The 13,004-nt window shown below is 63.2% G+C and carries 9 protein-coding genes; 5 read left to right on the forward strand and 4 right to left on the reverse strand.

Going from position 1 to position 13,004, the window contains the following annotated elements:
• Window positions 1-473: 473 nt before the first annotated feature.
• From L9B60_RS00980 to L9B60_RS00990, 3 genes are all read right to left on the reverse strand, one after another.
• Window positions 474-1,004: an ankyrin repeat domain-containing protein gene (locus L9B60_RS00980; protein WP_249675212.1), complete on the reverse strand. Its 531-nt coding sequence runs from the start codon at window positions 1,002-1,004 to the stop codon at window positions 474-476.
• Between the two features lie 54 nt (window positions 1,005-1,058).
• Complete coding sequence (gene katB / locus L9B60_RS00985) at window positions 1,059-2,588, reverse strand: catalase KatB (RefSeq protein ID WP_249675214.1); 1,530 nt, start codon at window positions 2,586-2,588, stop codon at window positions 1,059-1,061.
• Between the two features lie 150 nt (window positions 2,589-2,738).
• Complete coding sequence (locus L9B60_RS00990) at window positions 2,739-3,758, reverse strand: branched-chain amino acid aminotransferase (RefSeq protein WP_249675215.1); 1,020 nt, start codon at window positions 3,756-3,758, stop codon at window positions 2,739-2,741.
• A 237-nt stretch (window positions 3,759-3,995) separates the two neighbouring features.
• Here L9B60_RS00990 and L9B60_RS00995 point away from each other — a divergent pair, with 237 nt between their 5' ends.
• The 5 genes from L9B60_RS00995 to L9B60_RS01015 all read left to right on the forward strand — a co-directional run bounded on the left by L9B60_RS00995 (window position 3,996) and on the right by L9B60_RS01015 (window position 10,024).
• Window positions 3,996-5,615 (forward strand): L-lactate permease, encoded by a 1,620-nt coding sequence (locus L9B60_RS00995; protein WP_249675217.1) that lies wholly within the window; start codon window positions 3,996-3,998, stop codon window positions 5,613-5,615.
• Between the two features lie 122 nt (window positions 5,616-5,737).
• Window positions 5,738-6,304 (forward strand): DUF4337 domain-containing protein, encoded by a 567-nt coding sequence (locus tag L9B60_RS01000; RefSeq protein WP_249675220.1) that lies wholly within the window; start codon window positions 5,738-5,740, stop codon window positions 6,302-6,304.
• 217 nt (window positions 6,305-6,521) lie between these two features.
• Window positions 6,522-7,064 (forward strand): sugar dehydrogenase complex small subunit, encoded by a 543-nt coding sequence (locus tag L9B60_RS01005; RefSeq protein WP_249675222.1) that lies wholly within the window; start codon window positions 6,522-6,524, stop codon window positions 7,062-7,064.
• A 2-nt stretch (window positions 7,065-7,066) separates the two neighbouring features.
• Window positions 7,067-8,665: a GMC family oxidoreductase gene (locus L9B60_RS01010; protein WP_249675224.1), complete on the forward strand. Its 1,599-nt coding sequence runs from the start codon at window positions 7,067-7,069 to the stop codon at window positions 8,663-8,665.
• 3 nt (window positions 8,666-8,668) lie between these two features.
• Window positions 8,669-10,024, forward strand: a complete 1,356-nt coding sequence (locus L9B60_RS01015) for a cytochrome c (protein ID WP_249675226.1) — start codon at window positions 8,669-8,671, stop codon at window positions 10,022-10,024.
• A gap of 553 nt (window positions 10,025-10,577) precedes the next feature.
• On the opposite strand, the gene L9B60_RS01020 is transcribed toward L9B60_RS01015, so the two are convergent.
• Window positions 10,578-12,977: a TonB-dependent receptor gene (locus L9B60_RS01020; protein ID WP_249675228.1), complete on the reverse strand. Its 2,400-nt coding sequence runs from the start codon at window positions 12,975-12,977 to the stop codon at window positions 10,578-10,580.
• Between the last annotated feature and the right edge of the window lie 27 nt (window positions 12,978-13,004).

A 13,004-nucleotide genomic window follows, 5' to 3' on the forward strand; every position in this document is an offset into this window, starting at 1 on the left:
CGCGAAGAAAGTGGCGCGGTGTACCTGATGCTCTGCGGTGTGGCTTTCGCGGATTAATCCGCTCCTACACGGTAATGGGTGTGCCGGTAGGAGCGGATTTATCCGCGAAGAAAGCGGCGCGGTGTACCTGATGCTCTGCGGCGTGGCTTTCGCGGATCAATCCGCTCCTACAGGGTAATGGGTACGCCGGTAGGAGCGGATTTATCCGCGAAGAAAGCGGCGCGGTGTACCTGATGCTCTGCGGCGTGGCTTTCGCGGATCAATCCGCTACAGGGTAATGGGTGTGCCGGTAGGAGCGGATTTATCCGCGAAGAAAGCGGCGCGGTGTACCTGATGCTCTGCGGTGTGGCTTTCGCGGATCAATCCGCTCCTACAGGGTAATGGGTATGCCGGTAGGAGCGGATTTATCCGCGAAGAAAGCGGCGCGGTGTACCTGATGCTCTGCGGTGTGGCTTTCGCGGATCAATCCGCCGCTACGGTTGGAGTTTGTGGGCAAACTCGCCCTTTTTCAACGACGCCACGTCATTACCCATGGCGTCCCGCGCATTCAAGTCCGCGCCTTTGGCGGCCAGCGCCTGCAGTATCTCCTGGCGCTGGAATAACGCCGCATACATCGCCGCGGTTTGCCCGGAGGTATTGCGCGTGTCGGGCGAGCAATCGGCCTTGAGCAAGCGCTGGGCAATGCGCAGCTCACCCTTGAAAATGGCGCCCATCAGCGCGGTGTTACCACGATTGTCTTGGGCGCAGGGGTTGGCGCCGGCTGCCAGCAGTTGGTCCACCGCCGGCTGTTGGCCGTGGTAAGCGGCAAGAATGAGCGCGGTATAGCCTTTGTCATCACGGCTATCGAGGTTGTAGTGGGCGTCGATAAAAACCCCCAGTTGCTCGGTGCTGCCCTCGCGGGCAGCCTCGAAAAACAACTCGCGCAGTTGCGCCTGGGTGTCGCTGGCGGCCATCGCCGTGGGCGCCAACACACCCAGCAGCAAGCCAATCCATAAAGTGCGCATGGCAGTCTCCCGCTAAAGCCCGGCACCTGGCCTGCGCCCGGTGCCGGGGATGGGTCAGTCTTTCAGGTTGGCCGCCAGTTGCTTGACCTTGGCCAGGTCGCCCTTGGCCACGGCGGTCACGCCGGTGCCGTAGGCAGGGTCTGCCTTGTACAGGTAGGACAGCATGATGTTCTTGCTTTGGGCATCGGTGGTGGCCAGCGATTCACCGAAGCTGTTGATCAGGTCCTGCTGCTCCTTGGGCGTATAGGAACGGTACAAATCACCGGCCTGCTTGAAGTTCTGCTCGCGCTGGATCTTCGCCTGCTGGGTGCTGCCGCTCACGGGCATCTGGCTATAGCGGGCCGCATCATCGGCCGGGCGCGGTTGCAGGCGGCTTGGCTCGTAGTTGACGCCGCTGGTGCTGTTGCCAGCATTCATGGCGCCGTCCTGGTTGCCGTTGTTCACAGCCACGCGCGGGCGGTTGACCGGCAGGCTCAGGCCGTTGGTACCGATGCGGTAAAGCTGGGTGTCGGCGTAGGCAAAAACCCGGCCTTGCAGCAGGCGGTCTTCGGAGGGCTCGATGCCCGGCACCACGTTGGCCGGGGCCATGGCCACCTGCTCGGTTTCCTGGAAGAAGTTGTCGACGTTCTTGTTCAGCACCATCTGGCCGATCTTGCGCTCGGGCACGTTGGGCCAGATCTTGGTGGCGTCCAGCGGGTCGAACTCGAACGTGGCCAGGTCTTGCGGCTTGAGCACCTGGATATACAGGTCCCATTTCGGGAAGTCACCCTTCTGGATCGCGCCCACCAGGTCGTGGGTCAGGTGGCTGTAGTCAGTGGACTGCACCTTGGCCACTTGCACCGGGTCCAGGTTCTTGATGCCTTGCAGGCTTTTCCAGTGGAACTTGACGTAGTGCACCTCACCCTTGGCGTTCACCAGCTTGTAGGCGTGCACGCCGTTGCCATCCATCATCCGGTAGCTGGCCGGGGTGCCTTCGTTGGAGTACAGCTCGGTGAGGGTGCGGGTGGCTTCGGGCACGTGGGAGAAGAAGTCGAAGCGGCGCGAATCGTCATCCAGGTTGGTGCGCGGGTCGGGCTTGAACGCATGCACCATGTCGGGGAACTTGATAGCGTCGCGAATGAAGAACGTCGGGAAGTTGTTGCCCACCAGGTCCCAGTTGCCGTCGGCGGTGTAGAACTTGGTGGCGAAGCCGCGAGGGTCACGCAGGGTTTCCGGGGAATGGTTGCCGTGCACCACTGCCGAGAACCGCACGAACACCGGGGTGTGCTCGCCCGGCTTGAACACCGTGGCCTTGCTCAAATCGGAGATATCGCTTGAGGCGGTGAACTCGCCTTTTACCCCCGTACCGCGGGCATGCACCACGCGCTCGGGGATGCGTTCACGGTCAAAGCGCTGCAGTTTTTGCAGCAATTGTACGTCTTGCAGCATCACCGGGCCGCCAGGGCCTGCGGTCTGCGAGTTCTGGTTGTCGCCCACGGCAGCGCCGTTGTCACGGGTCAGGGTGTCGGCAAAAGCCGCAGGCAAAGACAGCAGGCCCAGCGATGCAACGCCCCAGGCGATGCCAGGCAAGGTATTGATTTTCATGATGAATCCCTCATGGATCTTATGATGTGAACGCCATCACAGCCTAGGAGGGAGCGTCGGGTTTTCTAAATTGAAAAGCCCTATGCGGGCCATTGAGAAATATTCAGGGGGGGGTTGGCTGGCCCGTGGTCGGGCCAGCCAAGGCATGCGTCAGACCTTGACGATCCAGCCTTCTGGCGCTTCAACGTCGCCGGTCTGGATGCCGGTCAATTCGTTGTACAGGCGCACGGTGACCGGGCCCACGTCTTCCAGGCTGTGAAACACGTGCAACTGATCGTTGTACTCGATGCCGCCGATCGGCGAGATCACCGCCGCGGTGCCGCAGGCACCGGCTTCGACGAAATCACCCAGGCGGTCGACGAACACGTCGCCTTCGATGACCTTCAAGCCCAGGCGGCTGCCAGCCAGCTCGATCAGCGACAAGCGGGTGATGCCCGGCAGCACGGACGGCGATTGGGGCGTGATGAACTCGTTGTTGGCGGTGATGGCAAAGAAGTTCGCCGAACCCACTTCCTCGATTTTCGAGTGTGTTTGTGGGTCCAGGTAGATGGCATCGGCGAAGTTCTGCTTCTTGGCCTCGGCGCCCGGCATCAGGCTGGCCGCGTAGTTGCCACCGACCTTGGCCGCGCCGGTGCCGTTGGGCGCCGCACGGTCGTAGCTGGAGATCTTGAAGTTGTGCGGCTTGAGGCCACCCTTGAAGTAGGCACCCACCGGCAGGCAGAACACCGAGAAGATGAACTCGGGCGCAGTGCGCACGCCGATGTTGTCGCCCACGCCAATCACGAATGGGCGCAGGTACAGCGCGCCACCGGTGCCGTACGGCGGGATGAAACGCTCGTTGGCACGCACCACTTCTTTGCAGGCCTCGATGAACATCTCGGTCGGCACGTGCGGCATCAGCAGGCGCGAGCAGCTGCGCTGCATGCGGGCGGCGTTCTGGTCAGGGCGGAACAGGTTGATCGAACCGTCCTTGCAACGGTAGGCCTTCAGGCCTTCGAAGCACTGCTGGCCGTAGTGCAGGGCGGTGGAGCCTTCGCTGATGTGCAGCACGTTGTCTTCGGTCAGTTCGCCCGGCTGCCATGCGCCGTCACGCCAAGTGGACAGGAAACGCTTGTCCGTCTTGATGTAATCGAACCCCAGGGTTTCCCAATTCATGCTTTCGCCGCTCATGATGCCCTCTACAATAAATATCGCCTGGCCGACCAGGCTTACGACTGCCTGCAAAGATACGGCGGTGGCTGCCGGGCAGCAAGCAGGCTAACGATTTAAAAGGTGCCGGTGGGCGAATTTCTGTTCGCTGCAGGCCGTTCGAACGGTGGTAGGGGTTGTTGCCCCAGATCAACACCCCCGCCCCCATCCCCAGCTAAGCTGATCCGGGCCCCTACCCCTGATCAGGAAGATGCTTTCATGTGGCAACAAATCTATGACCCCGTGGGCAACCCCTACCTGGCCGCGCTGTTGGCCGCCGTGCCCATTGTGTTTTTCCTGCTGGCGTTGACGTTGCTCAAGCTCAAGGGCCTGACGGCGGCGCTGATCACCCTGGTGTTGGCTTTTGCCGTGGCCGCGTTTGGTTTTCACATGCCGCTGGAAAAAGTACTCGGCGCCGCTTTGCTGGGCATCCTCAGTGGGCTGTGGCCCATTGGCTACATCGTGTTGATGGCGGTGTGGCTGTACAAGTTGGCAGTCAAAAGCGGCAAGTTCGAGGTCATTCAGGACAGTATCGCGGTCATTTCCGAAGACCAGCGCATCCAGGTGATTTTGATCGCCTTCTGCTTTGGCGCCTTCCTTGAGGGCGCCGCAGGCTTCGGCGTACCCATTGCGATCTGCGCCGCATTGCTGGTGCAACTGGGCTTTGCACCGATCAAGGCGGCGATGCTGTGCCTGATCGCCAACGCGGCGGCCGGGGCCTATGGCGCCATCGGCATTCCAACGTTGGTGGGCGCGCTGCAAGGGGGCGTGCCGCTCAATGAACTGTCGCTGATGCTGATCGCCATCGTGCAGTTGTCGACGTTGTTTGTGCCCACCCTGCTGATCGCCGTGCTCGACGGTTGGCGCGGTGTGCGCGAAACCTGGCCGGTACTGCTGTTGATCGGCGTGTTGTTCAGCGGCCTGCAAACCCTGACCCTGTACTTTCTGGGCCCGGAGCTGGCCGACATCATCGCGCCGCTGGCGTGCATGGGCAGCCTGGCGCTGTTCATGCAATGCTGGAAACCCCGGCACATCTACCGCGAAGCCGGCGCCAGCACGGTTGCCAGCAAGCCGTGGACGCTGTGGCAAGTGATCGCCGCGTGGTCGCCGTTTTATATCCTCACCGCCGTGATCCTGACCTGGAGCCTGCCGGCGTTCAAAGCCTTGTTCAGTGCCCAGGGCCCGCTGGCCGCCAGCGTGTTGAGCTGGCCGATCCCGGCCCTGCACCTGGCCGTGGAGGAGCTGCCCCCCATCGTGCAAACGCCCCACGCCTTGCCCGCCGTGTGGAACGTGGGCCTGATCAATGCACCCGGCAGCGCCATCCTGATCGCGGTGCTGCTAACCACCCTGCTCTCGCCCAGGCTCACGTTTGGCGCCGCGGCCGGGCAACTGCGCACCACTGTCGTGGAGCTTTGGCGCCCCTTGAGCATGATCTCGCTGGTGATGGCGGTGGCCTACATCGCCAATTATTCCGGCGGCTCATCGGCCATGGGCCTGGGGCTGGCCGAGAGCGGCCGGGTGTTCCCGTTGATCGCACCGATCATCGGCTGGCTGGGGGTGTTCATCACCGGCTCCGTGGTCAACAACAACACCTTGTTCGCCCACTTGCAGGCAGTGACTGCCGCGCAAATCGGCACCAGCCCCGCGCTGTTAGTGGCCGCCAATACCAGCGGCGGGGTGATGGCCAAGTTGATCTCGCCGCAGTCCATTGCCATCGCCGCCGCGGCGGTGGGCCAGGTGGGCGGCGAGTCTTCGATCATGCGCACCACCCTGGTCTACAGCCTGGCCTTGTTGGCCTACGTGTGCCTGTGGACCTTTGCCCTGTCGCAGTGGGTGTGACGGTTGGATGAAATTTGCCTCAGGGCCAGGGCCGCTGCTATTCGATCGAATGGATTTGCCCTATATTCGCGCCGCTGAACGCCCGTCGCGGCGCGATTATTCCTGAAGGTTGAGCAACATCCATGTCCGAGCCGTTCGAAGTCCCCAGCCCCCATGAACACCATGTGGAACACGCCCATAAAAGCGGCGATAGCTTTGCCAGCAGAATCGCGGTGATGACTGCCGTGATGGCCACCGTGGGTGCCCTGCTCAGCTACCAGGCAGGCTCCAGCGAAAGCGAAGCGGCCATGGACAAGAACAACGCGGCCATCCAGAAGACCGAAGCGGCGAACCAGTGGAACTACTACCAGGCCAAATCCAGCCGGCAGAACCTGGCGGACCTGGCCAGCCACATGCCTGGCATGGACGCGGCGCATTACACCGCCGAGGCCGAGCGCTACAAGGCGCAAAAGGAAGAGGCCCGCAAAAAGGCCGAGGCCCTGGAGGAAAAGGCCAGCGCCTGGGATGAGCAATCCGAGCGGCTGCTGCACTCCCACCACCGCTGGGCCCAGGCGATGATGGCGATCCAGGTGGGGATTTCGCTGGCGGCAATCACCTTGCTTACGCGCAAGGAGTGGATGCGCAAACTGGCGCTGGGCGCCGGCGGCTTGAGCCTGGTGCTGGGCGGGTTGGCGGCGATGCACCTCTGAACCCAACGCCACCCCTGTAGGAGCGGCTACATCCGCGAAAAGCTTACCGCAGTGAATCAGGCATACTGCGGCGTGGCCTTCGCGGATGAATCCGTTCCTACAGGCAATCTTCGCACCAAGTTGTACGATATCGTATCAATTCGTTGTCAAACCAGCCACTTTTTGGCACTATCGCCCGCTTGAACCGTGCCGATAAATCCGCCATAGAGTGGTCTTGATGCCTGTCCCCCCAAACAATGCCCCGGCCGCAACGGGTGCGCTGCTGTCTCGCCGTGCCTTTGTCGCCGGCAGCCTGCTGGCCTGCACCTGGGCCGTTGGCAGCCAGCTGGCGCCCCTGGCCTATGCCGCGCAAGCGGCCGACCTTACGCCGGCCAAGGCCGCGTTCCTTAACCTTTCGCTGGTACTGACCGGGCGCACCCAGCTCAGCCCATCGCTTTCACAACGGTTGTTGGACGCACTGCTGGCCGATGCACCGGCGTTCGCCGATCAAGTACAGGCGCTGCACCAGTTCATCACCCAGCGCAGCTTGACGGCCGCCACCCTGCAAGGTGCGCTGGACGCAGAAAACGCCGCGTTCAAAGGCCTGCCCCGGCAGATCGTCACGGCCTGGTACACCGGCATCGTCGGTGACGGTGCCAAGGCCCGCTGCATCGCGTACGAGGAAACCCTGATGTACGCCGTGGTCGACGATCAACTCAAACCCCCGAGCTACGCCTTTGGCGGATACGGCTCGTGGGCTGCACAACCTGCCGGAGAATGAACATGGCCGAACAACTTAGCGCTGACGTCGTCGTCATCGGCTCCGGCGTGGTGGGCTCGTTGGCCGCACAAAAACTGGCCCAGAGCGGCGCCTCGGTGCTGATCCTGGAAGCCGGGCCACGGGTGGACCGTGGCACCCTGGTGGCGAACTTTCGCAACTCGCCGCGCAAAGGCGACTTCATGTCGCCCTACCCCGTCTCCGACTGGGCGCCGCACCCGATGTACAAGCCCACCGACAACGGCTACATCGAGCAAGCCGGGCCTTACCCCTACCCCGCCGAATACATCCGCATGGTCGGCGGTACCTCCTGGCACTGGGCCGCGCAGGCCTGGCGCATGGTGCCCAACGACTTCGTGCTGCTGAGCAAATACGGCGTGGGGCGTGACTGGCCGATCAGCTACAACGACCTGGAACCGTTCTACTGCGAAGCCGAGATCAAGATGGGCGTGTCGGGCCCGGTCAACAATGGCTCGCCGCGCAGCCAACCGTTCCCGATGGAGCCGGTGGCCATGTCGTGGCTGGAGCAGCGTTTTCGCGACCGCCTCAAGGGGGGCGGCTATGACGTGATCACCAACACCACCGCCCGCAACAGCCGCACCTATGACGGCCGCCCGGCCTGCTGTGGCAACAATAATTGCATGCCGATCTGCCCGATCGATGCGCAGTACCACGGCGGCATCGCGGCGGCCGCCGCCGAGAAATCCGGCGTGCGCCTGATCACCCATGCAGTGGTCTACCGCATCGAGCACGATGCCCAGGACCGCATCGTCGCGGTGCATTTCTACGACCCGGACAAACGCTCCACGCGGGTCACCGGCAAGCAGTTCATCCTGGCAGCCAACGGCATCGAAAGCCCGAAACTGCTGTTGCTGTCGGCCAGCGACAAGCACCCCAAGGGCCTGGCCAACAGCTCTGACACCGTGGGCCGCAACCTGATGGACCACCCCAGCAACTCGCTCACCTTCGAGGTGGACGAACCGCTGTGGCCGGGCCGCGGGCCCATGAGCCCGGCATCGATCCAGGGCATGCGCGACGGCGACTTCCGGTCGCAACACTCAGCTTTTCGCCTGGACATCAGCAACAGCAGCCGCGTGGCCTCGATCACCGCAGCCTTGATCGCCCAAGGCGTTTACGGCACGGAGCTGGAGCAGCGCATTCGTCACCTGGCAGCGCACCAGGTCAGCATCAAGAACGTGCTGGAACAACTGCCCAATCCGGAAAACCGCGTCACCTTGAGTGAGCGCAAAGACAAGCTTGGCATCCCCACCCCGCGCATCAGCTACTCCATCGACGCCTACGTGGAGCGCGGCATGGTCGAGTCCAGCCGCATCTACGAAGACATCGCGCGATTGATGGGCGGCACCAACCTGCAACATAGCCCGGCCGGCAAGTACAGCAACAACCAGCACATCACCGGGACCATGAGCATGGGCAGCGACCCGAAAACTTCGGTGGTGGACGCGTTTGGCCGCACCCACGACCACGAAAACCTGTTCATCGCCAGTACCGGGGTGATGCCGACGGTCAACACGGTCAACTCCACGCTGACGGCCGTGGCCCTGGCGTTGCGCACCGCCGATCACATGATCAAGGTGGGCTGAGCCATGACTCGACTCATGAACATTCTGGCCCTGGCCTTGCTGTCGGCCAACACCGCATTGGCCGCAGACAACGCGCAAGTTGAACGCGGGCGCTACCTGGCCACCGCGGCCGACTGCGTGGCCTGCCACACGGCCCCGGCCGGCAAACCCTTCGCCGGGGGCCTGGCGATGAGCACGCCGCTGGGCACGATCTACTCCAGCAACATCACCCCGTCGACAACAGCGGGCATCGGCCAGTACACCCAGGCCCAGTTCGCCCGCGCCGTGCGCGAGGGCGTGCGCGCCGACGGTGCCCACTTGTACCCGGCCATGCCGTACACCTCGTACGCCAAGGTCACCGATGACGACATTGCGGCGATGTATGCCTACTTCATGGCGTCGGTGAAACCGGTGGACGTCGCGGCCGCTGAAACCCGGCTGCCGTTCCCGTTCAACGTGCGCCTGTCGATGGCCGGCTGGAACCTGCTGTTCCTCGACGGCCAGCGCTTTACGCCAGACCCCAGCAAAACCGCCGAGGTGAACCGTGGCGCCTACCTGGGCGAGGCACTGGCCCACTGCAGCACCTGCCACACCCCGCGCAATGCGCTGATGGCCGAGGTGGGCAGCCAAGCGTTGGCAGGCAGCAGCCTGGGCACCTGGTACGCGCCCAATATCACCCCGGATGCCAACAGCGGCGTCGGCGCGTGGCAGGTGGACGAGTTGGTGGCCTACCTGAAAACCGGGCACGCCGAAGGCAAGGCGCAAGCCGCCGGGCCCATGGCCGAAGCCATCGACCATAGCCTGCGGCACTTGTCGGAGCCTGACCTGAAAGCGCTGGCGGTGTGGCTCAAGCAATTGCCCGCCGTGGCCACGCCTGGGGTCAGCAAGCCGCCCACCGCTTGGGGCCAGCCCGCCGACTACCTGGGGCAAATCCGTGGCGTTGCGTTGCCCCAGGATCACGACCAGATGACCGGCCCGCAGTTGTATGACGCCTACTGCGCGTCATGCCACCAGGCCAATGGCGCAGGCTCGGCAGACAAGGCGCTGCCGTCGCTGTTCCACAACTCGGCGCTGGGCCAGGCCAACCCTGACAATATGCTGATGGCCATTCTGGACGGCGTCGAGCGGGCCGAGGATCAGCCGAATATTCATATGCCGGGGTTTCGCAGCCTGCTCTCCGACCCGCAGGTAGCGACCTTGGGTAATTACCTGAGGGGGCAGTTTGGCAACCCTGCAGGGCAGGTCAGCAGCGAGCGGGTGGCGCAATTGCGCCAGGGGGGCGCGGTGTCGCCGCTGGTGGCGCTGGCACGGTATGGGATGATCGGGGCGCTGGTGGTGGTGTTGGTTGGGTTGCTGCTGGTGTGGCGGCGTCGCCGCTAGACCCGGGTGCGCGCGGCCGACCTGCCCCTGCTAAAAAGTAAACCGCGTCGCTTTCTTCGCAAGCAAGCTTGCTCCCACAGCCCACCATTCAAATCAGTGGGAGCAAGCTGGCTTTCATAACCACCACTCAAATCAGTGTGGGGGCAAGCTGGCTCTCACAACAACCACTCAAATCAGTGTGGGGGCAAGCTGGCTCTCACAACAACCACTCAAATCAGTGTGGGGGCAAGCTGGCTCTCATAACAACCACTCAAATCAGTGTGGGGGCAAGCTGGCTCTCACAACAACCACTCAAATCAGTGTGGGAGCAAGCTGGCTCTAACAACCACTCAAATCAGTGTGGGAGCAAGCTGGCTCTCACAACCACCACTCAAATCAGTGTGGGAGCAAGCTGGCTCTCACAACCACCACTCAAATCAGTGTGGGAGCAAGCTGGCTCTAACAACCACCATGAAATCAGTGTGGGAGCAAGCTTGCTTGCGATGGGGGCGATGCGATTTGTCTTTTGGAATGGGCGAGTGTGCCCCCCCTAACGGAGCCAGGGTGGCCTGGCTCAGAACCCAACCGTCGCCGACACCAACCACGTCCTGGGCGTGGACAACGTCAACCCCGCCGCACTGTCCGAGGAGGTTGCCGCCGACGCCCAGTAGGTGGTGTTCAACACGTTCTCGACCGAGGCGCGCAACGTCACCGGCCGCTCGCCCACCTTGAAGGCATAACGCCCGCCCAAGTCATAACGCTCCCAGCCATCGATCTTCTGCTCGTTGGCCGGGTCCAGGTACTGGGAACTGGTGTGGATGGCACGTGCAGTCAAGGTCAGGCCCTCCACGCCTTGAATATCCCATTCGGCGCCCAAGTTGGCGTTGACCACCGGCGAACCGGTGCCACGGTTGCCGTCGAATTCGCCATCGGTGGTCTGGCTCTGCTGGCTGTCCAGGAACATCACCCCACCCAACAAGCGCACCCCTTCCAACGGCTCGCCGAAGACGTTCAGTTCCAATCCCTGGTTGCGCAGTTTGCCGTTGGGTTTGAAGTTGTTCTGGTCGTCGTACTGGTAGGCCGGTTGTTCGATGCGAAACAAGCTGGCGGTCAGGCCAAAGCTGCCGTGATCATATTTGATGCCCACCTCGCCCTGCTTGCTGCGGTAGGGCGCGAACACCGTGTCGGCATTGTTGGCGGTGGTAGGGGCGGTTTCGCCCTGGGTCAGGCCTTCGACGTAGTTGGCGTACAGCGACACGTGCTCGGTGGCCTTGAACACCACACCCAGCGCCGGTGACGTGGCGCTTTCGTCGTTCACCGGCTCGTCGCGTACACCATTGCTCCAAGAGGTGACTTTCACCCGCTGCAGGCGCGCGCCCAAGGTCACCAGCAGGCGATCATCGAACAGGCCCAGGGTGTCTGCCAGGGCCACGCTGGTGAAACGGTCTTCGGTGTGGGTGCTGGTGTCAAAGCGGTTTGGCCGCCCTGGGTAGGCCACGTCCACCGGGTTATAGAGGTTGCCGATGCTGCGCAGGTAACGCTCGCCGGCGTTGTCGAAATCCATGTCGAAGCGGTTAAGGCTCAGGTTGAGCGTGTGGTTGACCGCGCCGGTGCTGAACCACTGGCGGGCGCCAAGGGTAGCCGTCTGCACGTCTTCGTCACGGCGAAAAGTGCGCGGCACCAAGGTGAAGTCGCCGTTGCTCTGGGTGCTCTGGATGCCATGGCGCAAGAAGTCGTAATTGCCTTTGCGCGCGCCGTAGGCGGCGTACACCATCAACGACTCATTCACGTCGAACTCACCGCGCAGGGCGCCGAAAGAGTCTTTCGATTGCGCGTAGGTCCAAGGCTGGGCGAAGTTGTGATGAATGTCCGAGGCGTCCGGTACCTTGGCCCCGGGGGCCAGTTCTACGCGCTCCTGCGGCGCGTCGGCACGGCGATATTGATGGCCGACGTCCAGCGACAGGCGCATGCGGTCCTCGCGCCAGTCCAGGCCCAGTACGCCGGTTTCGCGCTTGACCGACTGGTCGTCCCACTCGGTGTCACCGGACTGGCGCACGCCGTTGAAGCGCACGCCAAAGCGCTGGCCTTCGCCAAAGCGCCGGCCGATATCGATGGCCTGGCCAAACTGCCCGGCCGACGCATAGCTGGCGGTGAGTTCGGTGATGGGTTGGTCAGTGGCGCGCTTGGGCACGATGTTGATGCCACCGCCAACGCTGCCCCGTGGCGCAATGCCGGACAGCACCGCACTCGGGCCCTTGAGGATGTCCACCCGTTCGGCGATTTCCATGTCGATGGCATAGGTGGGCAGGATGCCGTACAGGCCGCCATACGACACGTCGCTGTTGAACAGGCTGAAGCCGCGCACAGTGAACTGCTCGAAGCGCCCGCTGGCCGGGTTGGTGGTGCGCACGGAAGGGTCGGCGGCCACGGCATCACCCAAGGTGCGCGCCTGCTGATTTTTCAACGCCTGCTGGGTGTACGAGGTGACACTGAACGGGCTGTCCATGAAATCCTGCTCGCCGAGCATGCCCTGGCTCCCGGCGCGGGCCACTTGGCCACCGGCATAGACCGGGTCGGTATCGGCGGCGGTGGCGCCCATGATCGAGGTGGCCGGCAGTTGCAGGCTGCTGGCGTCGGGCACCGGCGTCAGGGTAAACGCTTGCTCACCCACCGGTTGCAGCTGCAGGCCAGAGCCTTGCAACAGTCGCGCAAACCCCTCTTGCACGCCATATTCGCCGGTAAGCCCGGCACTGTTGCGGCCGCTGACCAACGCCGGGTCAACCGACAGGCTGACCCCGGCCAAGCCTGCAAACCGGGTCAAGGCAGCGCCCAGGCTACCGGCAGGCACCTGATAAGTACGCCGGGCGCCCTCCTCGGCCCAACTGGCGGACATGAACAGCGGGCTGGCACTCAGGCTCATCAACAGGCCCAAGTGCAACAACGGGCGCAAACGGCAAGGCGATACTGCGGGCATGGGCAAAAGCTCTCGTATTTTGTTCAC

It is taken from the genome of Pseudomonas abieticivorans (assembly GCF_023509015.1).
Classification (GTDB): domain Bacteria; phylum Pseudomonadota; class Gammaproteobacteria; order Pseudomonadales; family Pseudomonadaceae; genus Aquipseudomonas; species Aquipseudomonas abieticivorans.

Excerpts from the sequence above, each read along its gene's own strand:
- L9B60_RS00980 (WP_249675212.1), bottom strand. The coding sequence starts at position 1,004 with ATGCGCACTTTATGGATTGGCTTGCTGCTGGGTGTGTTGGCGCCCACG.
- katB (WP_249675214.1), bottom strand. The coding sequence starts at position 2,588 with ATGAAAATCAATACCTTGCCTGGCATCGCCTGGGGCGTTGCATCGCTG.
- L9B60_RS00990 (WP_249675215.1), bottom strand. The coding sequence starts at position 3,758 with ATGAGCGGCGAAAGCATGAATTGGGAAACCCTGGGGTTCGATTACATC.
- L9B60_RS00995 (WP_249675217.1), top strand. The coding sequence starts at position 3,996 with ATGTGGCAACAAATCTATGACCCCGTGGGCAACCCCTACCTGGCCGCG.
- L9B60_RS01000 (WP_249675220.1), top strand. The coding sequence starts at position 5,738 with ATGTCCGAGCCGTTCGAAGTCCCCAGCCCCCATGAACACCATGTGGAA.
- L9B60_RS01005 (WP_249675222.1), top strand. The coding sequence starts at position 6,522 with ATGCCTGTCCCCCCAAACAATGCCCCGGCCGCAACGGGTGCGCTGCTG.
- L9B60_RS01010 (WP_249675224.1), top strand. The coding sequence starts at position 7,067 with ATGGCCGAACAACTTAGCGCTGACGTCGTCGTCATCGGCTCCGGCGTG.
- L9B60_RS01015 (WP_249675226.1), top strand. The coding sequence starts at position 8,669 with ATGACTCGACTCATGAACATTCTGGCCCTGGCCTTGCTGTCGGCCAAC.
- L9B60_RS01020 (WP_249675228.1), bottom strand. The coding sequence starts at position 12,977 with ATGCCCGCAGTATCGCCTTGCCGTTTGCGCCCGTTGTTGCACTTGGGC.